Source organism: Salmonella sp. SJTUF14076 (assembly GCF_015534835.1).
Classification (GTDB): domain Bacteria; phylum Pseudomonadota; class Gammaproteobacteria; order Enterobacterales; family Enterobacteriaceae; genus Salmonella; species Salmonella enterica.
Window position 1 is genome coordinate 3,620,654 of the sequence record NZ_CP064674.1, and the last position, 22,809, is coordinate 3,643,462.

General features: G+C 54.8%; 21 protein-coding genes and 1 pseudogene. 5 read left to right on the forward strand and 17 right to left on the reverse strand.

Annotation, left to right across the window (positions count from 1 at the left end):
• Positions 1 to 37 precede the first annotated feature (37 nt).
• From HU143_RS17630 to tssH, 17 genes and pseudogenes are all read right to left on the reverse strand, one after another.
• The gene (locus HU143_RS17630; protein ID WP_001254127.1) at positions 38 to 805 is read right to left on the reverse strand and encodes a TagF domain-containing protein; all 768 of its coding nucleotides are present in this window, start codon (positions 803 to 805) and stop codon (positions 38 to 40) included.
• On the reverse strand, positions 805 to 4,674 hold the full coding sequence (icmF, locus tag HU143_RS17635; protein ID WP_023227775.1) for a Type VI secretion protein IcmF: 3,870 nt from the start codon (positions 4,672 to 4,674) through the stop codon (positions 805 to 807). Before icmF ends, HU143_RS17630 begins: the two co-directional genes overlap by 1 nt.
• 33 nt (positions 4,675 to 4,707) lie before the next feature.
• Positions 4,708 to 5,139: a Shiga-like toxin A subunit SciR gene (gene sciR, locus HU143_RS17640; protein WP_023166851.1), complete on the reverse strand. Its 432-nt coding sequence runs from the start codon at positions 5,137 to 5,139 to the stop codon at positions 4,708 to 4,710.
• A 201-nt stretch (positions 5,140 to 5,340) separates the two neighbouring features.
• Positions 5,341 to 6,114 carry a Rap1a/Tai family immunity protein gene (locus tag HU143_RS17645; RefSeq protein ID WP_023227774.1) on the reverse strand — a complete coding sequence of 258 codons (774 nt, stop codon included), beginning with the start codon at positions 6,112 to 6,114 and terminating at the stop codon, positions 5,341 to 5,343.
• 4 nt (positions 6,115 to 6,118) lie between these two features.
• Complete coding sequence (gene tssL / locus HU143_RS17650; RefSeq protein WP_000132483.1) at positions 6,119 to 7,423, reverse strand: type VI secretion system protein TssL, long form; 1,305 nt, start codon at positions 7,421 to 7,423, stop codon at positions 6,119 to 6,121.
• Positions 7,420 to 8,763, reverse strand: coding sequence for a type VI secretion system baseplate subunit TssK (gene tssK / locus HU143_RS17655; RefSeq protein WP_023227773.1), 1,344 nt, complete (start codon positions 8,761 to 8,763; stop codon positions 7,420 to 7,422). Before tssK ends, tssL begins: the two co-directional genes overlap by 4 nt.
• A gap of 3 nt (positions 8,764 to 8,766) precedes the next feature.
• Positions 8,767 to 9,303: a type VI secretion system lipoprotein TssJ gene (tssJ, locus tag HU143_RS17660; RefSeq protein WP_023227772.1), complete on the reverse strand. Its 537-nt coding sequence runs from the start codon at positions 9,301 to 9,303 to the stop codon at positions 8,767 to 8,769.
• Between the two features lie 66 nt (positions 9,304 to 9,369).
• Complete coding sequence (locus HU143_RS17665; RefSeq protein ID WP_000119443.1) at positions 9,370 to 9,855, reverse strand: Hcp family type VI secretion system effector; 486 nt, start codon at positions 9,853 to 9,855, stop codon at positions 9,370 to 9,372.
• Between the two features lie 142 nt (positions 9,856 to 9,997).
• A complete protein-coding gene (locus HU143_RS17670) occupies positions 9,998 to 10,381 on the reverse strand; it encodes a type VI secretion system amidase immunity protein Tai4 (protein ID WP_000379146.1) in 384 nt (127 codons plus the stop codon).
• Positions 10,366 to 10,851, reverse strand: a complete 486-nt coding sequence (locus tag HU143_RS17675; protein ID WP_001081544.1) for a type VI secretion system amidase effector protein Tae4 — start codon at positions 10,849 to 10,851, stop codon at positions 10,366 to 10,368. The genes HU143_RS17670 and HU143_RS17675 overlap by 16 nt, the downstream gene beginning before the upstream one ends.
• Before the next feature lie 42 nt (positions 10,852 to 10,893).
• Positions 10,894 to 11,088 (reverse strand): annotated as a pseudogene (locus tag HU143_RS24625) (type VI secretion system lipoprotein TssJ); the annotation flags it as partial.
• Between the two features lie 67 nt (positions 11,089 to 11,155).
• Positions 11,156 to 11,641, reverse strand: a complete 486-nt coding sequence (locus tag HU143_RS17685) for an Hcp family type VI secretion system effector (protein WP_000312802.1) — start codon at positions 11,639 to 11,641, stop codon at positions 11,156 to 11,158.
• A 255-nt stretch (positions 11,642 to 11,896) separates the two neighbouring features.
• The gene (locus HU143_RS17690; RefSeq protein ID WP_024148232.1) at positions 11,897 to 12,343 is read right to left on the reverse strand and encodes an STY0301 family protein; all 447 of its coding nucleotides are present in this window, start codon (positions 12,341 to 12,343) and stop codon (positions 11,897 to 11,899) included.
• Positions 12,344 to 12,355: 12 nt separating this feature from the next.
• Positions 12,356 to 12,514, reverse strand: coding sequence for a BPSL0067 family protein (locus tag HU143_RS17695; protein ID WP_001584850.1), 159 nt, complete (start codon positions 12,512 to 12,514; stop codon positions 12,356 to 12,358).
• Positions 12,515 to 12,528: 14 nt separating this feature from the next.
• Positions 12,529 to 14,037, reverse strand: coding sequence for a type VI secretion system contractile sheath large subunit (gene tssC, locus HU143_RS17700; protein WP_000013884.1), 1,509 nt, complete (start codon positions 14,035 to 14,037; stop codon positions 12,529 to 12,531).
• A 23-nt stretch (positions 14,038 to 14,060) separates the two neighbouring features.
• Complete coding sequence (gene tssB, locus HU143_RS17705; RefSeq protein ID WP_023227770.1) at positions 14,061 to 14,606, reverse strand: type VI secretion system contractile sheath small subunit; 546 nt, start codon at positions 14,604 to 14,606, stop codon at positions 14,061 to 14,063.
• A gap of 99 nt (positions 14,607 to 14,705) precedes the next feature.
• Positions 14,706 to 17,345, reverse strand: coding sequence for a type VI secretion system ATPase TssH (tssH, locus tag HU143_RS17710; RefSeq protein ID WP_023227769.1), 2,640 nt, complete (start codon positions 17,343 to 17,345; stop codon positions 14,706 to 14,708).
• 367 nt (positions 17,346 to 17,712) lie between these two features.
• Between tssH and tagK the strand changes: the two genes are divergently transcribed.
• From tagK to tssG, 5 genes are read left to right on the forward strand one after another with little or no spacing between them, the layout of a single operon-like run.
• Entirely contained in the window at positions 17,713 to 18,615 is a 903-nt protein-coding gene (gene tagK, locus HU143_RS17715) for a type VI secretion system-associated protein TagK (protein WP_023227768.1), read from the forward strand.
• Complete coding sequence (locus tag HU143_RS17720) at positions 18,602 to 19,426, forward strand: type VI secretion system accessory protein TagJ (RefSeq protein ID WP_000750543.1); 825 nt, start codon at positions 18,602 to 18,604, stop codon at positions 19,424 to 19,426. Before tagK ends, HU143_RS17720 begins: the two co-directional genes overlap by 14 nt.
• Positions 19,423 to 19,917 carry a type VI secretion system baseplate subunit TssE gene (gene tssE / locus HU143_RS17725; RefSeq protein WP_000108007.1) on the forward strand — a complete coding sequence of 165 codons (495 nt, stop codon included), beginning with the start codon at positions 19,423 to 19,425 and terminating at the stop codon, positions 19,915 to 19,917. The genes HU143_RS17720 and tssE overlap by 4 nt, the downstream gene beginning before the upstream one ends.
• Before the next feature lie 15 nt (positions 19,918 to 19,932).
• Entirely contained in the window at positions 19,933 to 21,816 is a 1,884-nt protein-coding gene (gene tssF, locus HU143_RS17730; protein WP_023227767.1) for a type VI secretion system baseplate subunit TssF, read from the forward strand.
• Positions 21,813 to 22,808, forward strand: a complete 996-nt coding sequence (gene tssG / locus HU143_RS17735) for a type VI secretion system baseplate subunit TssG (protein WP_000145239.1) — start codon at positions 21,813 to 21,815, stop codon at positions 22,806 to 22,808. The genes tssF and tssG overlap by 4 nt, the downstream gene beginning before the upstream one ends.
• Position 22,809: the final 1 nt, after the last annotated feature.

Below are 22,809 nucleotides of genomic sequence, written 5' to 3' on the forward strand. Positions count from 1 at the left end.
CATTCCTTAGCAGGTGTTTTTAAAACCACCATGTTCATTATTTCTCCGCCAGTCGCAGCGCATCCACATACCGCCCTTCACTGTTCTGCTGCCAGAACCAGCCTTGCCCCGGTGTTGCCTGCCCCAGCGTCTTACCCGGCCAGCCCGGCCACGGCAGATAACGCACGCCCGGCAGTTCTACTACCGGTGCTTCATCCGGCAGCCCGGTCAATTCCCGGCTGCGCTGCGATGTACGTCGTAACCCGCGCAGCCACTGCGCCCACCACGGCCCCGGCTGCCACATCGCCCATAGCTGGTCCACCTGCTCCGTCAGCCGCCCGCGGCGCATCGTGTCCGGCGTGATATGCTGCGCCGCCAGCCTCGCCAGCCAGTACAGCCAGCCCTGCGTCTCCTGCAAACTCTCGTCCAGCCACTCCCGACCGCAGCGCTGGTAAATCACCAGCGGCCACGGGCGTCCCACGCTATCCCGTGACGCCATCAGCACTCCGGTCAGCCAGTCAGTCGTCCCACCCATCGGCAAAAATCCCGGCGACATCACAAAGCTCCACGGCAGCGGATGGTGTTCCGGCGCGGGCATATCATGTTCGCCACGCGGCGACAGGTGCATCCAGCCGTCACGCTCTTCATCGGTCGTCTGGCCTTCCGGCAACACGATATGCCGCCCGCTGCCCACCCATGTCTGGCGGTTCAGCCAGTCCTGCCATATTCGTCCCTCTTCAGCGCCAACCCGCCAGCGCACATAGTCGCGCTGGTCCGGCAGCCTGCCGAACATCGCCGGGGCTGATACCACCGCTGGCCGGCGCATTACAACGCCCTCGCCGGACAACTGAAGTTCTGCAACAGCTCCCGGCTGACCGGGTTAAAATCCCGCCCGGCAGTGATTTCCAGCACCACCCGGCGACCGTCAAAATCATATTCCACCAATTGGCGCCCCCGCACCGCCGTTTCCTGTACCATTCCGGCGTCCAGCAGATGAAACAGCGCCCACGGCCCGCCGGTCAGTAGCGTTGAGGTGTCCTGGCGAATACGCGGGCTGGCGGTGATTTCCGCCATCGAGCCGTTGCGCGGTCCCGGCCAGGTCACTTTCAGGGGCCGGTCCGGACCATGGGCGTAGCGCAGCACCTGACCGTCGATATCAATCACCAGTTCCGTGATGGCCGGGTCCATATCCACCACGCTAATCTGCATCGACCAGGAAAATTTTTTCCCGCCCTCGCTGTTAAAAAATACGCTGCGGATCTGCTTCGCCTGCTGAAACGGCGTTAAATCCGGCCCCTGCAACGTCATGTTGCCTTCGGTCGGTTTGTAGCGCCACGGGTCGCTGGCGGTGTCCGCCAGCGGAGCCAGTTGTTTGCTCCAGAAAGCATCCAGTACGCCGCCGCTGGCGAAGATGCGGTTAAAGTCCTCGGCGCTGACCTCCTGCGGGCTGTCGGCGAACGGATAACGCCCGTCGATGGCGTCACGGCAGTCGTCGCCCATCATCGCCTCCATCTGGGTGTTCAGCACGTCGCCGGTCCCGGCGTTGATTTTGCGCGTTCCCTGCTTCGTCAGATCCAGCAGGATGTTTTTCAGCGGCGCAGGCAGTTTCGCCGCCTCCAGTTGCAACTTGTCTGCGGCAGTAATGCGCGCTGGCAACGTCCCCGCCGCCAGCGCGCTATCAGCAATGGTCAGTTGGGTGTAATACTCGTTGAGCATGGTCAGCAGCGAAGCGATCTGCATCGTCCCACCGCCGCTCTGTCCGCCGTCCGTCCGCCCGGCAATGACCTCGCGCAGCGCGGCGAAACGGTCATCCACCAGCGTTTTTTCCAGCCGTTCTTCCGGGTGAATATCCTGGAACAGTTTTGCCGTCTGTACCACTTTCCCCGCGTTACCGGATGCGCGCTGCGCCAGCTGTTTCTGTCTGGCCTGCGGGTCCGGCGGCGGTACCAGCGTGGTCTGCTCCACCACCGCTTTTCCCAGCCGCATCAGCGGTGAGTCCGGCGATGCCAGGGTGCGCAGCACCTGTAAATCATACGCCAGGCCGGAACTGCCCTCTTCCCCGGCACTGTTGATACTATGGATACTGTCCAGAAAATCCTGCCAGCGGCGGGCATATTCCGTCAGGTACAAACGGCGGACTTCGCGGGCGACAGACTGCTCCTGCCCCGGTATCTGGCTGCGCAGGCTGTCAGTCAGCTTTTTTGGCGTACTCTCCCGGCCCATCACCCAGCCATCGTTCGCCGTCGCCGCCGCCACAAATTCCGGTAATCGTTTGTCGAACAGCTCCCGGTAACCTTCACGGGTAAAAATACCCGGCACGCCCCGATCCAGCGGCGCGCCGTTGCTACGCACAAACACCGTTCCCGCATCCGCGCCCACAGCGCGTACCAGCGTGAACTCCTGCGGCGCTTCGCTCTCCATTGCCGCCAGCGCCCGCGCATAGATACGCTCGGTACTGGTGTGACCGTCGAGGAATGCCCGCGCCTGGCGGATCAGTGCCTCATTTTTCTCATACGGTGAATGCACCACCCGGCTGCCGTCAAACAGCGCTTCGATATGCGTCAGCACGGCGGCGCGCCCGCCGAACCCGGCCACGCTGTCGCTGTTCCCCAGATCGTTAATCACCCACGACTGGATCTCCGCCGCGTTGTATTTATCTTCGTGATCTTTATCCAGATTCAGTAGCAGATAGATGCGCAGGGCATCGTAGGCCGCTTTACTGTCCTGACGGGCAATGGCGTCCGCCAGCACATACTCCATCCGTTTCACCAGCGGCGGCAGCAGCAGTTGATCCAGCAGGCGGTTGTACAGCGACGCCACGCTGTCGGTTACCGGCGGTACGCTGTACAGGCCGTAGCGCCAGGTCAGCGGCGGCGCGTCCGGGTCCAGTTCCGGCCAGGCGGACAGTTCCCTTGCGCTGTCCAGCAGTGCCGGGACGGGAGCCATCGCCGGTTTACCGGTGTAGGCTTTCACATCACCGTCCAGCCGGGTCGCGCGGGCGCTGATTTCATTCAGATAGTCGCCGTTGGTCTGCTGGCTGGTCTGCATCCCCTGCCACAACAGGAATGCCAGCACCAGTACCAGCAGGTGCCCGCCGAGGCGCAGCAGGCGGTAACGCCAGGCCCACTGGAGGTTTGGCTCCACCAGGTGCGCTTCACGGAAAATAAACTGTGTCAGCAGGTCATGCAGGAAGTAGCTGCGGTTGCCGTCCGGCAGAGCGTGTGGGAGAGAGGCGGAGGATTCGCCACGGGCGGTTTTTATCGCCCGGACAAAGCGCTGCCAGATACTCAACTGGTCGGCCACGGCGTCGGCCTGCGCCTGCGCGGCGCTGGTGAAAAACACCCCGCGCAGCGTGTTATTCAGTTGCGTGGCATCGAATTTTGAATCGAGGAAGATCTGTTCAATAGCCTCCAGCAACGGCTCGCCGAGGGCGGCGAACTCACGCGGGAAGGTATACAGCCGCTGGCGGCTTTTAAGGTCGTACTCTTCCTGTAACCGGGTATCCAGTCCCTGATCCAGCCGCAGCGTCAGGCGCGCCAGCTCCTGCGCGCAGGCGGCATGCAGCGCCTGCGGGTCGCCCGTTTTTCGCCTGCGGCTGTACGGCAACGTAAAGCCCCAGATTTGTGCGCGAAGATGGCTGGTCAGCGTGCGAAAATACTCGCTGAACCCCGGCAACAAATCCATTTTGGTGACCACCAGATAGACCGGAAAGCGAATCCCCAGGGTCTCGCGCAGTTCTGCCAGTCGCGCCCGCAGAGCGGCGCAGGCCGCCAGGCGTTCCGCCGGTGACTGTGCGGTTAAATCCGCCACGTTTAGCGTCAGGATCACGCCGTTAAGCGGCGCGCCGGGGCGATGTTTACGCAGCAGACCGAGAAACCCCTGCCACTCTCCGGCGTTACGCTGCGCGGCGCTCACTTCGCCGCCGTCATCGTGGCGGGCGTAGCGTCCGGCGGTGTCAATCAACACCGCTTCGTTGGTAAACCACCAGTCGCAGTGTAGCGTGCCGCCACCCGGCACTGTCAGGATGCGCGAAGTCTGCTCCATTTGCTCCGCCAGCGGGAACTGCAATCCGGTGTTCAGCAGGGCCGTGGTTTTTCCGTCACCGGGACTGCCGACCACCATGAACCACGGCAGCTCATACAGAAAGCGTTTCCCCTCGAAGATTTTACGCCAGCCGGGCATGTCCACCCGCAACTGCCGCAGTTGCCGGATGGCCTGCGTGACAATATGGTTGACGGTGCGCAGGTCGGCTTTTATCTCGCCAGCCACCGGTACCTCTTCCCCGCGCGGATGCAGGAAGCGACGCAGCAGTTGTTCATCCATACGCAGCGCACGCCACAGCCGGTACAGGCCGTACAGCGCATACACCAACAGGATGAAACCAATTAATGTCAGGCGGACCCACAGCGGCGCAAACGGATGGACATCGCCCAGGGCCAGCAGCGGTGTGACGAAGCCAATCGCCAGGCACAGGACACTGATGCCGATGATACTCATCGACCAGTTGACCAGCCACAGTACCAGCAGCATCAGTAACAGGGCAATGGTCACTACCCGGCTACCCACGGAGGCCAGCGGGCGCAGGGTATCAAATGACACCAGCGGCCCGACAAACCAGACCAGCAGCGCCAGAACCAGAACGCCCACAACCGCCAGCGCGCGCCGGGAAAAAAGCAGACTAAGAAATTTTTGCATTATATTTCGACTCGCCACCCAATAATCAATATTTTAAAATTCCCTGGATAAAGTAATATAACCATTAAATCTTACAGAACACTCATCAGCATTCATGAAGCTGGATGCAATGAAAATATCTTTTTCTTTATCTTTGTTAATATAGGTATATTTTGCCACGATAGATTTAACCTGATTTTCATAATAACTATCGAAATAGGATTTTTTATCTAATATTGCCACTTTATTTTTGGCCTTATCTTTTTCATAATCCATCCTGGCCAGAGATTCTGCATAGACCTTAGATACAGGCGAGATATCAAGAATCTCTACCTTTGTTTTATCCTTTATAATAGTAGCGACATCTATATTCAGGTCATTTTTTATGGCATCAAATAATGATGACTCCATTGATGCTCCAACCGTAGCACACCCATAATCGTGCGCATAAGAAATGGCAGGAATACCCACCAACAGACAGACCATTATCTTAAACATATCAATCCCTTACTACCAAGACTTTACCACCAATACTTATCTGAACTGGCAGCGATAACATTATCACAGGGTATACCTGTCATACTTCAGGCTGCATGTGCGTTGGCTTTCCTCGCTCACCCCAGTCACGAACTAATGTACGTTCCTGGGGATTCACTCCCTTGCCGCCTTGATGCAACTTGAATGATTTTATATATTACAGGGATACTCTATTAATTTATTTATGATAAGTTCAGCCGCGCGAGAATTCAGTTCCTCATTGGTTTTATTTTTAAGAGAAACATAGACTAATTCATTTAATGTTAGCGTCTTAAATAAAGCGTATCCACACCACAGTTTTTTCTCCGTTGCATCCTCCACGCCAAGCAGATAGATACCCGCCCTGAGTTTATCCAGTTGATTACCAGATACCCAAAATTTAAAAAAGTCATTACCTGAAAGATTAAGCGCATCCGGCGTCAGGGATAACACAGGAGATGACCGGGAAGCAATTTTTACGGAGGGTTCAGTCCCCTGACAGGGGAAATTTTTAACTAATGCTTCCTCTATCAGCACCGAAGCTCTTGCACCAGGCTTTTTCACAGAGTACCGATCAAGCCAGGCCAGCACAGTATGGTTTATTGTTATACTGTCAACCTGACCATATCCACACCACGTCTTACCTTCTGTAGCATCCGCTACCCCCAACACATACATCAGTGTATTATCTTTTTCCTGTAAGTTATCACTGGCATAAAACCCCAGAAAATCCCGTATACTGAGGTTGACATTATCGGGGGAAATTAATCCTGCGTTAATCAGGGACCCGGCAAAAACGCCACCGGGTAATAAACAACATAAAATGATCAAAAAAACACGGATAGATCGTTTTATGTGATATGTCGCTGAGATCCGATAATAATCCCCCGTCACGCCACATATTGCCGAATGATGAGACACATCATAGGTCGATTTTTTTATCATTCATTCACTCCACTACCAGAATTTCCACCCGACGGTTTTTCGCCCGCCCGGCTTTACTGCCGTTATCCGCCACCGGCACCGTATCGCCCTTGCCGACGATATGTACCCGTCCGGCAGGTACGCCGCCGGAGGTCAGCAACGCCGCAACTTCCGCCGCCCGTTTTTCCGACAGCACCAGGTTGGATGGGAATTCAGCCGAATGAATGGGCTGGCTGTCAGTGTGACCCGTTACAGTGACTGCGCCGCCCACGCGGGCGATTTCCCGCGCCGCTTTGTTAATCACTGGCCGGATTGCGTCACTCACCGTTTTTTGTCCCGGTACAAACATGGCGTCGCCACGGAAGACCACCCTACTGTGCTGGTCATCTTCGTCCACGGTCAGCAGGCCACGGGCGATTTCGTTTGCCAGCAGGATTTTCAGCCGCAGCTTATGAACCGGCACGGGCGGCGGCGGCAGTTTTATACCAATCGCATCAATATGCTGTTGTACGGTGACGGTCTGCACATCCATCCGGTGGCTGTAAAGGCCAAACAGCGTCAGCATCGCCAACAGGGCTATCCCGGCGCTCAGCCAGACCGGCACCCGGCGCATCCGCCGCAGTCGTCCGCTTATCGCCCCCTGAAAGTCAGGCGAGAGCGCGGGCATAACCGGATCGCGACGCTGTGAAAGCTGTGTCAGCAGTTGCTGGCGAATATTGTCCAGTTGCTTACGCCCGTCTGGCTGCACGCTGTAGCGGCCTTCAAATCCCAACCCCAGCAGGTGGTAGATAACCTCCAGTACGTTGCCATGCTCCTGGAAGCTGGCCGCCAGACGCCCGATGATCTGGAAAAGTTTTATCCCGCCTTCGCTTTCACCATGAAATGTTACCAGCAGGCTTTTTCCGGCCCAGACGCCGCGCCGTCCCCAGGTTGTGTTATTAGCGGCTTCATCAAGCGCCGTACACAGGCAGTAACGTACCGCCAGTACGTGCTCGCGCCGCAGGTTCGCCTGATCGCATAATGTCTGGTACAGATGCATCTCGCGTACCAACAGATTACGGTAAGGCTCTACCAGGGCCGCATCTAGTTTAGCGGGCATGGCTGCGAGAGCGCACAATAAAGGCCGTGCAGCGGCGAGCAACGGGTTAGCCGCCGCGCTGATTTCAGCCAGCCGAAGTTTGCTGTCCGGACCGTCTTCAACGATGACATTGAGTTCCGTGCGCTGGCTGGTGTGTACCGGCGTTTCATATTCACTGTCCTTATGCTCCGGCGTGGTGGACAAAAAGGACATCATGTCCGCCGCTGGCGGCGTCAGGGTACTGTCTGTCATTTATCGCGCACTCCCCACAGTTCTGTCTCCAGCCCCGGAAATTCCCCGGCGGTATGCATGGCCATCCCGCCGTAACGGGCAATGTGTTCCCACAATGCTCCCTCGCGGCGGATGTCGTAATAGATGTATCCGGCCTGAAACGGGATTTGGCGCGGTGGTACAGGCAGAACCTGCAAAGCCAGCCCCGGCAGATGCGAGCGGATCAGTTCCGGCAGGCGATCGGATGGCCCGATTTTGGTCTGGGCGGCAAAATGTTGCAGTAGCACATCGGTCGGCATTGAAGCCTTTATCGCCAGTACCAGCGTGCTGAAATCGGCAAGATCGGAAGGAGCCACCACCGCATTCAGGATGCCGTAAGTCCCCTCTTTCAGCTCGATGCGCTGCGCGCCCCGGATCAGTACCGCGTTCAGCAGGAACTGCACCTCATCAACCAGCGATTTCAACCCGGCATAGGGCGTCAGGTGTTTGTACTCTTTGTATTCAGCGGGCCGTCGCGTTTGTGGACGCACATAGGTGGAGAGTTCCCCGGCCAGTTCGGACAGGTAGCGATACAACACTTCCGGGGCCAGCGGGGTTTTCGCCAGGTGAGTCAGCAGCGGCTCAAAGCGATTGAGAATTTGCAGCAGCAGGTAATCGGAGACCTCCGCTGCTTCATGGCCGTGGTTGTCGCTGCCTGTCAGCCGTTCCGCCAGCGAATCGGCCCGCATCCGGATGAGATCGTTGATCCACGACAGCCAGGTACACATCAGTGAACTGGCCTGATAATTAATGATGGGCGGGATCAGGTCGTGGTCGATATCTATCCGCCCGTCAGGGTTCAGCCCGGTGATGCGGGTCAGCGGCAGGCCAATCCAGGTGCCCGTCACCGCCTTTTCCGGCAGCAGCCGCAGGCGCAGGTGACTGAGCTGTAATAACTGCGCGCCACGTCCCAGCGAGTTGGCGTCGCGGATGTCGTGTTCATGTACCGAGAAACGCGCCAATGATTCCGGGTTATTGTCAAACGTAGTTTCTTCGCTGTTCGGCGCGCGTACCGGTACCGCCAGACAAATCTGCTGGTTCAGGTGCTCCGGCAGGATGGTCAGCGGCGGCGGCAGCGGGGTGTGGTCCGGTGCGTTAAACGGCGTGCCGTCAGGAAAAATCCCTGATGCCTCTTTCAGTATCAGTTTACCGATGTTCAGCGCTTCGCCATCAATATTGTAGTGGCTGAATCCCCAGAAAAAGGGGGTCAGCGGCAGGCTGCGGTAATGCATGACATGTTCCAGATAACGCTCTTGCTGCTGAAACATCTGCGGCAGTAAAAATTGTCCTTCACTCCAGACTACGCGGTCATTCCAGCTCATAATTCATTTATCCCGTTCCGTAATTACAATGGCGCTTTGTTCCAGTTCCGCCTCCAACTGCACTTTTCCTTTCCCCGGTATGAAGCTGCTGTACCAGGCTTTTTCCGGGGCTTCCGGGATTTTGTAGGTTACCCGCCAGACCGATTTGGCCAGGTTACGGTATCCGGCCAGTACGCCGATTGCCGTGGTCTGCGCATTCAGCGGGCGACGCAGTTTTTTCTCTTCGCCGGGACGCAAAATAAAGCTGTCGCGACGCACTAAATCGTCGGTAAGGACGGATTTGTCGTTGTCATGGAGCGACCAGTAATCAGCTGTCGTGAAAGCGGCGTCATTTTTTAGTTCATACATACGTATCTCAATGGGCGCGGCCTTCTTCTGATTGTCAGGATTCACCTTATCGGAGGCTTTCACGCTCAGGTCGAGTCGCTGTGATTCGAGGTCAGGTAACGCATCGCTACTGCCGCATCCGGAAAGCAGGAGCAGTGCAAAAGGCATAGCTACCGCACATAACCACCGAGTGGGGTTACGCCATTCATTCACTGTAAATTCCTTTAAAATCAAAATAATAAATCCGGCCAGATATAAATCTGGCCGGAAAAACAGCCGTTAAATTTCTTTGTTGGCCTTGAAGTCGTAGCCTGCGGTGATGGTGCCGCCGCTGCCACCCTGCTGGTTCTGCACCACGTATTCCTGCTTCACGGTGCTGAAGGAGAGTTCAATTGATTCGCGAGACGCAATTTCCCCTCCCTGGCTTCCGCTGGGCGATACCATTGCAATAATCAGATCTGTGAAAGTGTACTTGAGGTACTCCAGCGGATTGCCGCCAGCCTTACGCATAACCAGAATGGCCTGCGGAATATGCTTACCGGAAGAGCAGTATTTGAACAGGTTCGGGCTGGCGCGATCGATGTAATGTTCAAATGAAAGATTAGTGACGGAGACCTTACCGGAACCGAGACCGCTACCGGCGTGCATGGTGGATTCCTGATGAATATTCCAGCGCCAGCTCAGTACTTCAATTTCATTTTTGTGTTTGTCATCCATTGACTCGCCGTCAATGCCGTCAATTTTCAGAAAAATGTCATAAGACATATCTACTATCCTTTTAACTACCTAAATTAAGCCCTGATTTATCTGCTTTATTAGGTGAACAGATTAACTATTCCTGTACAGCTCTTTCTTACCCATAAATTCATCAGAGCAAGAGAACGTATGCTTTTAATATCTTTGAATTTTACTTCTCGACACGCCTTTTAATTAATTCATTTAATTCCCTGTCATGGATAAAATCTATGCACTTCATGGTATTAAAATCTGATGATATCGAACCGTTATATTTCAACCCTGAATATTTTTTCGCAATCTCATCAATTTCATGGTAAATCTCCACAGATTGTTTACCATATTCAAGGTAAGCACTGGCCGTAGCTCTGGCATCGTTTTTAACGACATCATCTTTGTATACTAATGCCAGACAATGACTCAGCGCCCAGTTTTTTAAGAGTTCCGACTGTGAATATTGTGTGGTCAATGCTTCTTGTGCAAAGGATGGCTGCCATACCAGCATTCCACTTATGCTGAAAGTAACTAATATTAACCATTTCACGGCAGTATCCACAGAGTCCCAACTTCAGGAACAAATGGTCCATTATCTGGGTCATTTAATAAGTGGCACTGATCTGAACAGATACTGCCATTCCATAATGTAACGTGTCCTCTGGCATTGCTCCAGCCATGCCCTTTTACTACGATAATTCCTTTCTTCCCTATAAAGTCACTCTGTTTCGGATTATTAACAATAAGATCGGGCTTGCCCATAGTATGAGTAAGATGATCAATCATATCATTCACTCGATAAATATAGAATTTATTATCGGCACCACTAACCTTTGCATACGGAGAGTTACGGGCTATTGGGAATCCTGTCGCATTCAAAACATAGCCCATTCGAATAGGGCAGGCATTTTGAAAATAACCACCAGTTATATTTTTCCCAACGTTTCCACCAATAATGCTACCCACATCAGCGACGGAATGATTCACCTTCCTAAAAGCTAGCCACGCTGCATTGAATGAAGGTCTGTTCATTTTGCTTACCCTCTAAAAATTCTGTGTAGGTCATTAATTCTCAACACGTATCTTCATGGACGCCGCTTTCTTCTGATTGTCAGAATTCACCTTGTAAAACGCTTTCACGCTCAGGCCAGGCCGCTGCGATTAGGGGTCAGGTAACGCATCGCTACTGCCGCATCCGGAAAGCAGGAGCAGTGCAAAAGGCATAGCTACCGCACATAACCACCCAGTGGGGTTACGCCATTTATTCACTGTAAATTCCTTTAAAATCAAAACAATAAAACCAGCCAGACATAACATCTGGCCGGAAAAACAGCCGTTAAATTTCTTTGTTGGCCTTGAAGTCGTAGCCTGCGGTGATGGTGCCGCCGCTGCCACCCTGCTGGTTCTGCACCACGTATTCCTGCTTCACGGTGCTGAAAGAAAGCTCTACTGTTTCACGGGAGGCGATTTCACCATCGTGGCTGCCGCTCGGGGAAACCACGGCGACAATCAGGTCGGTGAAGGTATACTTGAGGTACTCCAGCGGATTGCCGCCAGCCTTACGCATAACCAGAATGGCCTGTGGAATGTGCTTGCCGGAGGCGCAGTATTTGAACAGGTTCGGGCTGGCGCGGTCGATATAGTGATCAAAATCCAGGTTGGTGACGGAGACCTTACCGGAGCCGAGGCCGCTACCGGCGTGCATGGTGGATTCCTGATGAATATTCCAGCGCCAGCTCAGTACTTCAATTTCATTTTTGTGTTTGTCATCCATTGACTCGCCATCAATGCCGTCAATTTTCAAAAAAATGTCATAAGCCATTTTTATATCCTTATTAAGTTTTACTTAAAATAAACCTGATTTTATCTATATCTTTTTGTTTATAGATAAATCATTGCCGTACAGAATCCTTCTCCAATAACTTCAGGAGAACAGAAGACTGTATATTTTTTTTCGGTACCGATAATGTATTTAGTTATTTTATGAATTTGCATTATTTAATGCTTATGAATAATGCTTCATAACTTCCGATAATAAAAACCATAACCTGTACTGAAATTTTCACGTCTCAAATCGCTAATTACAGATAAAAGATACAGACTGGTCTTCTGGCGATCCCTCAAAATTATGAGTCTTACAGCGAGTAGAAGAAGCAGGTATTGGTTGCGTCAACCATATCTGTTCATGACCATAAATACACGAAACCCAATAGCGATCGGTTTCTTTATCGCTAACACGTTCTGTTTCCCATACAGACCAATTTTCACCGTTTACTTTTTTAGTCTCTGGTTTGAGATCCATCAGGTTTTCAGGTTTACCCTGCGTTACCCCAATACTACTTAACCATAAACGCGACATATATCGAGGAGAAAGCTGCCACGGCGCTGGGACATCAGACTTCAGGCTCACAGCAGAAGACTGAGTATCAATAACAGCCGGACAACTGACTTCCCAGGCTACAGCATATTGTGAAAAGAGCAGAACAATACCAGGTAACAGATGAAAAGTTGGGCTTATGGTCATAATATGTATTTCCTACTCAATGATATAAAAAGCTTCGGCATTGTTACTGGCATTCGGATATGTGTCATCATTACGTACCCCACCTTTACGAGACCGTGGGCGAGACGAAATTCTTTTCTTCATATCCCTCTTTATATTCTCTATCTTCTCTGACTTCACTCGCTTAAACATTCACAAAATATATATCAGGCATTGCCCTGCTTCACTGACGGCAGTTTTGTCACCAGGCGCAGCGATCCCGTCAGCCCTTCAAGCTGGAAATGCGGACGCAGGAAGAATTTCGCGTCGTAATAACCTGGATTGCCTTCCACCTCTTCCACCACTACTTCAGCGGCAGCCAGCGGACGACGGGCTTTAGTTTCTTGCGAGGAGTTAACCGGATCGGCGTCGACGTAATTCATAATCCATTCATTTAGCCAGCGCTGCATATCCTCGCGCTCTTTAAAGGAACCGATTTTGTCGCGGACGATACATTTGAGGAAGTGAGCGAAGCGCGAGCAGGCGAACAGGTACGGCAGACGGGCGGACAGGTTGGCGTTGGCCGTCGCGTCCGGATCGTAGTATTCCTGTGGTTTTTGCAGCGATTGTGCGCCGATAAAGGCGGCATAGTCTGAGTTTTTACGGTGGATCAACGGGATAAAACCGTTTTTCGCCAGTTCAGCCTCGCGGCGGTCAGAGATGGCGATTTCGGTCGGGCATTTCATGTCCACGCCGCCATCGTCAGTCGGGAAGGTATGGCAGGGAAGATTTTCCACCGCACCGCCTGATTCCACACCGCGAATCAACGTACACCAGCCGTAGTGTTTGAAGGAACGGTTGATGTTTACGCCCATCGCGTAGGCCGCGTTGCTCCAGACGTATTTGGTATGGTCAGAACCATCCGCATCTTCTTCAAAATCAAACTCGTCCACCGGGTTGGTTTTTGCGCCATACGGCAGGCGGGCAAGAAAACGCGGCATCGTCAGGCCAATATAACGGGAGTCTTCGCTAGCCCGCAGCGAGTTCCACGGCGCATATTCCAGGTTCTGGGTGACGATTTTGGTCAGGTCGCGGGGATTCGCCAGCTCCTGCCAGGAGTCCATTTGCAGTACCGAGGGGGAAGCCCCGGCAATAAACGGCGCATGGGCCGACGCGGCGACTTTGGCGATAGAGCCGAGCAGATCCACATCGGGCGGTGTATGGTCGAAGTAGTAATCCGCAATGATACAGCCATAAGGTTCGCCACCTAACTGGCCGTATTCGGCTTCATACAGTTTCTTGAACATCGGGCTTTGATCCCAGGCGATGCCCTTGTAACGCTTCATGTTGCGCCGCAATTCATCTTTTGACAGATTCATGAAGCGGATTTTCAGCTTTTCGTCGGTCTCGGTGTTGTAAACCAAATGCTCCATACCGCGCCACGAGGATTCCAGCTTCTGCCAGTCGGGATGTTGCAGGATCAGTTTGATCTGTTCGGTCAGTTTAAAGTCGATCTGCGCAATAATAGCGCTGATGCTTTTATAAGCATCATCGCTGACTGTGATCGTGTTCGCCAGCGCCTGTTGCGCCAGCGTCTGCACCGCGGCTTCCACGGCTTTTGCCGCCTGGGTAGTCTTGGGTCGGAAGGCCTGATTCAGCAACGCATCAAATTCACCGGATGCGGAGACGGTATCCTGAGCAACCGCGTCGGTTGCCTGCATATTACTGTTTGCCATGAAAATTCCTTAAAAATTCGACATTATTCCGCTGATTCAGCGTCTCTCGCTGGCACACCTTCCTGCGCAGCGGCCGGTTTCGGCGCATTCGCCAGCGTTTTCAGCAGGGTCGGGTCCTGCAACAATTTATTGACCAGATTTTCCGCCCCCGCCTTGCCATCCATGTAGGTCTGGAGGTTCGCCAGTTGAGTGCGGGCTTCCAGTAACTGGTTCAGGGCGTCCACCTTGCGGGCAATCTGTGCCGGCGAAAAGTCGTCCATATTTTCCAGGGTGATATCGACCATCAACTGACCTTCACCCGTCAGCGTATTCGGCACAGCGAACGCCACGCGCGGCGCAATGGCTTTCATGCGCTCATTGAAGTTATCAATATCAATATCGAGGAATTTGCGATCCGTCACCGGCGGCAGTTCTTCACGCGGTTTCCCGGCCAGATCGGCCAGCACCGCCATCACGAACGGCAGCTCGATTTTTTTCTCGGAACCGTAAATCTCTACGTCATATTCAATCTGCACGCGCGGCGCGCGGTTGCGCGCGATGAATTTCTGCGCGCTATTGTTGATAGCCATAATCCTTCATTTCCTTTTTAGTCAACTGGTTGCCGCAAGGGGAGCGGTATACCGGTACAGTTTTTAAAATCGCACTACGGACACTTCGAACGGCCGGTTTCAGCAAACGATCTCAAAAACAATCTGCTCATCACCATTAACGCCGATATCAATCTGCCTGATCGCGGCTTTTTCCGTCATGGCCTGCAACCAGTAGCGCGACAGTCGTGGCAGAATGTGCTGTTCGATGTAGCCAATCAGCAACCGCGCGCCCGTTTCATGCATTGGACAGCACGCCACAATATGTGCGACCAGTTCCTCGCTATACGTCAGCGTCACGCCGTGCTGTTCACTCATCCGCGCCACCAGCCGGTCAAGGTGCAGACGGGCAATCACGCCACGCGACGTTTCGTCCAGCGGCAGGTAAGGGATCACCGTCACGCGGCCCAGAAATGCCGCCGGGAAATGCTTGCGTAATTCTGGCATTAGCGCCTCTTTAAGCCCCGTAGCGTCGGGCATTAAAGCCGGATCTTCACACATCTGGCTGATGAGGTCGGAACCCACGTTGGTGGTGAGTAATAGCGTGGTGTTTTTGAAATCGACATGTGTACCCTCGCCGTCCTCCATCCCACCCTTGTCAAACACCTGATAGAAGAGTTCGTGGACGTCATGGTGCGCTTTTTCGATCTCGTCGAGCAGCACTACACTCCAGGGGTGGCGACGCACCGCTTCCGTCAGCACACCACCCTCGCCATAGCCCACATAGCCGGGGGGCGCGCCTTTCAGCGTGGAAACGGTGTGAGCCTCCTGGAACTCGCTCATATTGATGGTTACCAGGTTCTGCTCACCGCCGTAGATAGCCTCCGCCAGCGCCAGCGCGGTTTCGGTTTTACCGACACCGGACGGCCCGGCCAGCATAAACACGCCCACCGGTTTGCGTGGATCGCCCAGTCCCGCCCTGGCGGTCTGAATACGTTCACCAATCTGCGCCAGCGCACCGTCTTGCCCGGTAACGCGTTGCGCCAGTCGGGCAGGCAGTTCCAGCACCTGACTGGCCTCATCTTTCACCATGCGCCCGGCAGGAATACCGGTCCAGTCGGCGACAATCGCCGCGACCACCGCCGCGCTGACTTCCGGGAACACCACCGGCGCGTCGCCCTGCCACTCCCTTAGCGCCGTTTCGGCCTGTTGCAGCGTGGTTTTGTCATCAGCATCAGACTCTGCGACACGCAGTTCCTGCAACGTATGTACCAGTTCCAGCTCCCGCTGCCAGCGGGATTCGGATGCAGTCAGTTCATTGTTGAGCGAGAAAATTCGCGCCGTCAGCGCATCGCGCCGCTCATCTGACTGAATCCCCATTTTTTCCTGCTTCTGCAACAGCGACCGTTCCATTTCCGCCGCTTTTAGCTGCTGGCGCAGGAACTGTACGCTGGCAGGCGGCGTGTGCAGCGTCAGCGCCACGCGGGCCGCGGCGGTATCCAGTAGGCTGATGGCCTTATCCGGCAACTGCCGGGCGGGAATGTAGCGGTGAGAAAGCTGTACCGCCGCACGTACCGCCTCATCCAGAATCAGTACGTTATGGTGTTTTTCCAGCGTATCCACCAGACCACGCACCATTTCCATTGCGGGGATCTCTTCCGGCTCGGCAATCTGCAACACCTGAAAACGACGGGTCAGCGCCGGATCTTTCTCAATATGGCGCTTGTATTCACTCCAGGTGGTGGCGCCGATAGTCCGCAGGGTGCCGCGCGCCAGCGCCGGTTTCAGCAGGTTAGCGGCATCGCCCGTGCCGGATGCGCCGCCCGCGCCCACCAGAGTGTGGACTTCATCGACAAACAGAATAACCGGCTGCGGCGAGCGCCCGGCCTCTTCCAGTAACCCTTTCAGACGCGATTCAAACTCGCCTTTCATGCTGGCTCCGGCCAACAGAGCGCCAACGTCCAGCGCCAGCAGCCGTACTTCCCGCAGCGCGGGCGGCACTTCCCCCTGCGCAATCGCGAGGGCAAAACCTTCGACGACCGCCGTTTTCCCGACGCCCGCCTCACCAGTCAGTAGGGGATTATTCTGGCGACGGCGCAGCAGAATATCCGTCATGGTGCGGATTTCATGCTCACGCCCCGTCACCGGGTCGATTTTGCCGTCGCGCGCCTGTGCCGTCATGTCCTGACAGTATTTCGCCAGCGCGGATTTACCGTCCTGCACACCGCCGGGAATCGCCTGGCTGCTTTCGCCGGGAATGGCTGACGCCAGGCCGGAGCCGTCGTAAGGGCGCTCCTGCGCTTCCGGCGATGTTTCGATCAACGAGGGCAGTATTTCCGTCAGTTCATCAACCGGAAGCGTGGCCAGCGGCGCGCAGATACTGCTCAGTACCCGACGCAGTTCTGGCGTGGTCAACAAGGCCAGCAGCAACCAGCCGCTGCGAATTTTGTTATCGCCGTAACGGACGCTCGCCAGCATCCAGGCCTTTTCAACGCTGAGATCGATATGGTGAGAAAAATCACTGATGGCGCTGGCCCCGGCGGGCAGCATATCCAGTTGCCGGAGTAACACTTTCTCCACATCAGAAAGAGGGATTTGGTAATGCCGAAGAACGTGGAGAATATCGTTATCGGGCTGCTGTGTTAACTGGTGCAGCCAGTGAGTCAGCTCAACCCAGGGATTAGAGCGTAGTTTGCAAAATGCCGTTGCCGATTCCAGCGACCGGAATAGTGGGCCGGCCAGTTTTCCATACAACGCACTGCGTGAAACAGGAGTTTCCATGTGTTATGCCTTGTGACATAAAAATTCATAAAAATAATGCATCAATGCATATAAATATATAAACAATTCTTTATTGATAGCCTCGAAAAAATATCGAAACAAAACAATGATACAGATCAGGGACTAATTAGCAACTAAGCCGTTAATATTAAATAATCAATTAACAGCAAGATAAAAATCGCAATTGCAGAATTAAAAGAAATAATATTTCAAAAAAGACATCTATGCATACAACAATGCATTCACGACGAAAATAATAAAAAGGGTGTCATCAATAATGACTCTCTATGAATTTAGTTAAAATTATTTATGAATTAAAACTCCCTAAACGTTTCCTCCAGAAAAATAAATACATTTAAGGGACATAATGAAACAAGACATGTGGGAATTACGGAAAATACAGTCGCAGGGTATAACGGATAACGCACAGTATCCCGCAGGGACATACATCGTATTTACTGCCGCCGCCCCCTACATTCCGCTTTTTGAGCAACATGGGAAAGACGATATCGCGCTCAGTCTTGTTCGCCACGAAGAGGCGTGGTGGATTGTTAATCACTCTGATGAACTGTGCTGTGCCGTCAATGAGCAGGTGATGGAACCTCATCACCGTATGCGGCTGAATGATGGAGATACGATTGAATGGGGTCTGTCATCCTGGTGCCTTGCCCGCACCAATGATGAGTCCCGTCCCGATGTTTCGTTTCCTCAGTTGGTTCAGTCAGCTGAATCCGTTGCTGAGTACCTGGATCTGGACTGGTTTAAACAACAACAGCTCAATCCGCAGAACCCGTTCGATATTATTCCCGTCCGGGAAACCGCATCCTCTTACACTGGCCATGAAGCGGATAGCACGCTACACCAGCTTTACCAGGAATATCAGCAGGCATTGCGGCCCTCCGGGCAGGAAAAGCCCCTCCGTGATAAACCGTTTCCCCGAAATGAAGACGCTGTCACCCAGGATTTGACGTCGTTATACGATAAAAAGGGCGACACCGACACGTTACAGGATATGGTGGCAGGCGCGCCCGGTATTGATGCCATTCTGGATACGCTGGACACGACCGGTGAGGGTGAAATGCACTGGCTGGCGATGGAATCAATGCCCGATATCCTACAACTGCTCTCGCCGGAACTGGGGGGGAAAACCGCACATAGCGAGATACTGCCCGATCTGACCCGCCGCGAGCATCGTATTATTGGCATCGATAGCCACTACCGAATCACTCCGACACAGAAAAATGGAAATACCGCCCATGAAAAAAACTGACACGCTTCCTGCTACCCTGTCCGCGCTGCTACAGGAATACTCTATTGCGGAGGGGATTCAGATGGCGGAGCAGCAGGTTCGGGAAAATCCGGCGAAGGCGCTCTGCCGCCACAGCCTGTTTCAGTTGCTGTGTGTGGCCGGAGACTGGTCGCGGGCGCTACACCAGCTTCAGCTATGTGCCAGGATGGAGGCCAATTATACCCAGGAGGCCCGGCTGTACCGGGAGCTGGTTCGCTGCGAAATGTTCCGCCACACCGTTTTTCAGGGTGAACAACGACCAGGTTTTCTTCTGCCGCAGCCCGTTTGGGTGGAGTCACTGCTGGCGGCACTCGCCTGTCATGACGATATCGGTGAGGTTGATAAACACCGTAATACCGCACTGGAAGCCATAACAGATACTGGCGGACAGTGGAACGGCGGCGCATTTGACTGGGCGAGCGACAGCGATTCCCGCCTTGGCCCGGTACTTGAGCTGGTCACCGGCGGCGTGTATATCTGGCTACCGTTTTCGCAAATACGCTCGCTGGAATCGCCGCAACCGACGCGCCTGACCGATCTGCTGTGGAAACCCGTTAATATCACCCTGATGAATGGCGATACGCACGGCGCCTGGCTCTTTACCCGTTACAGCGGTTCGGAAAGTGCATCTGACGCCCTGCGTCTGTGCCGGGAAACCGCCTGGCAGGACGGCCCCGGCGAAACCACCGTGCGAGCGCTGGGGCAGAAAGTGTGGCTGACCAGCCACGGCGATATCAGCCTGCTGGACATGGCCCATTGTACCTTTCATGCTCAGGAAAACGATGGCGCATGAGCACGTCTCGTTTTACACCCGCTAACCACCTGCTGCCTACGCTGTTTGATCGGCTGTGTGACAATGCTCCGTATCAGAAAATTGACCGGGATATCAGCGTCACGCCGGTACAACTGAAGGAGATCATTCGTCGGGATCTCTCCTTTTTGCTCAATACCATTAGCCACGAGGGTGACATCGACGCCCGGCGCTATCCGCAGGCGGCGGCGTCAGTGCTCAACTATGGCCTGCCGCCGCTGGCGGGCAGCTTTATGTATGAGCATAAGTGGGACGATATCAGCGAGGCGATCCGGCGCGCCATTATCCGTTTCGAACCCCGGCTGAACGCCGCCACACTCAGGGTCACGCCATTGCTCGATAAAACCCGGCAGGGTAGCTATAACACGCTACAGTTTGAAATTCGCGGACAAATTCTGACGCAGCCGTATCCCACGGAGTTTCTGGTACGCAGCGCGCTGGATATGGAGCTGAGCCGCATTACGTTCTTTTAATACAGGGCATTATTCATGGATCCACGGCTACTGGAGTATTACAACCGCGAACTGAGCTACCTGCGGGAGACCGGTGCTGAGTTCGCCACCCTCCATCCCAAAATTGCCGCCCGACTGGGGATGCAGGGAACCGATATTGCCGACCCGTATGTGGAACGCATGATCGAGGCGTTCAGCTTTCTGAGCGCCCGCACTCAGCTAAAAATTGACGCCGAATTTCCCCGCTTCACACAGCGGTTACTGGAAGTCGTCAGCCCCAATTACGTCACCCCCACGCCATCGATGGCAGTGGTAAAGCTGTATCCCGATACGCAGGAAGGCGACCTGGCGAAAGGGGTCACCGTGCCGCGCGATACCGCGTTCGTTTCCCCCATCCCGGAAGGCGAAAATACCGCCTGCCAGTTTCGCAGCAGCCAGGACGTCACGCTGTGGCCGCTGTCCATCGAGGAGGTACGCCTGACCGCCGCGCCGCCGGATATGCCCGCCCTGCACCGCTATCTGCCGCCTAATATTCATGTCGCCGGGGCATTGCGCATCACCCTGCGAACCTTCGGGGAACTGACTTTCAGCGAGCTGGCCGGTCCGGCACGGCTGCCCTTTTACCTCTGCGGCGAAGAACGCATTGCGTCACACCTGTTTGAGCTGCTACATACCAGCGCCGTCGCCACACTGGCCGGAGAACCCGGTCACTTTGACGGCGAACTGAATGTGAATCTTCAACACCCGGTGGCGCACGAAGGGCTGGAGCCAGGGCAGGGGCTGCTGCCGCTCGCCTGGAACGTGTTTCATGGGCATAATCTGCTGCATGAATTTTTCGCCTGTCCGGAACGGTTTTACTTCTTCACCCCGACCGAATTGTCTGCCGGGTTACAAAAGGTGCAGGGCAATGTGGCGGAAATTGTCATACTGCTTAACCGCCTGCCGCCGGACTGGCTGATTCATCAGACGGACGCTGCACAGTTCAGCCTGTTCTGTACGCCGGTGATCAACCTGTTTCCTCGCACCACCACCCGGATTGAAGTCACTCACAGCGTGACGGAACAGCATCTGGTGGTGGATCGTACCCGTCCGCTGGATTACGAGGTGTTTTCTGTTCAGGAAGTCGAAGGCCTGGAAGCGGAAACCACACGGAAGATGATTTTTCGTCCGCTGTATCACACCCGTAATAATGACGAAGGCAACCACGGGCGTTATTTTTCACTGCGTCGTGAACCGCGCCGCTCGTCAGAAAACGCCCGCCGCTATGGCACCCGAACCCTCTATACCGGCTCGGAAGTCTTCCTGTCGCTGGTTGATCAGCATGAAGCGCCCTACCCGGAAAATCTGCGCCATATCACCGTCACGGCAATGGTGACTAACCGCGATCTGCCCTGCCTTATTCCACGTAATGGCCGGGATGATCTGACCGTTGATGCGGCGATTCCGGTGGCGGGCGTGGGTCTTATCAGACCGCCGCGCCCGCCGCAGCCGCCGCTGGCTGAACGCGAAATGGCCTGGCGGCTGATCCGGCAGTTGTCGTTTAATTATCTGCCGCTGGCCGATCTGGATCACCGCACCGGCGGCCAGGCACTGCGCGATCTGCTGAATCTGTTTATCCCGGCTCACGACAGCCCGCAGTCGCGCCAGGTGCGCAGCCTGATTGGCTGCAAAACCACCCCGGTGACCCGCCGCCTGCCCGGCTCCGGCCTGTTGGTCTATGGCCGGGGCGTCAGTTGCGAACTGACCGTGGACGAAGAAGGATTTTCCGGTATCAGTCCTTACCTGTTCGGTCTGGTGCTGGAACACTATATTGCCCGCCATGTTTCCATTAATACCTTCTCGCAGATGACGCTGCACTCGATGCAACGCGGGCATGTCATGACCTGGCCGGTCAGAACCGGGCAACGGGGGAGCGTATGACCGGCGCTCTCGACCAGGCGCAGAAAACCCCCTGGCGTTACGGATTCCTGAACCTGATGCGGCGCGTGGATGCCCAGCTCTGTGATACTCCGGCAGGCAGTATCTGGCAGCCACGGATGGAAAAATTCCGTCTGGGGCAGACGCCGACGATGACCTTTGCGCCACGGGAAATCGCCCAGGTCAGCTGGCAGGATGGACGCCTGCACCTGAGCCTGTACAGCCTCGGACTATGGGGGCCAAACGGCCCGTTGCCGCTGCACTATACCGAGCTGGCGCTAAACCGCTCAGAGAGTCGTCACGATCCGACGCTGGTTCATTTTTCCAATATTTTTCACCACCGCTGGCTGACGCAGTTCTGGCAGGCATGGCGCAGCGCCCAGTCCGCTGGTGGCGGGCTGGACAAACCGGAACACGACCGTTTTGCGTTTTATATCGCCAGTCTCAGCGGGCAGGATCTACGGGAAAGCGCCGAAAGCCCGCTGTCAGATCATGTTCGCCTGGCAGCCTCCGCCCATCTGGTACGCGAATCGCGCAATCCTGACGGGCTGGCCGCCACGCTGGCACACTATTTCAGCGTACCTTTTGCGGTGAAAGAGTTCGCCCTGCACTGGATAACGGTGGCGAACGATGAAATCACCCGTCTGGGCACGCCCGCGCAGTCTTCGGTGCTGGGCAACGGGGCGCTTATCGGCCAGGCCGTACCGGATATGCAGTACAAATTCCGGCTCATTATCGGCCCGCTCACGCTGGAGGATTACCTGCGTTTTCTGCCCGGCGGCAACAATCTGCCCGTGCTGACAGAACTGGTGCGTACGTTCATCGGTTTTGAATATTGCTGGGAAATTGAGCTGCAGTTGAAGCCTCATGCCGCACCGCCTGCGGTGATCGGCGGCGCGCAGCGGCTTGGCTGGACGGCCTGGGCAGGTAAAGCCATGCATGACCGTCCGGTGACCGGCATGATTTTTGAACCTGAACACGGCTTAACCCACTGAG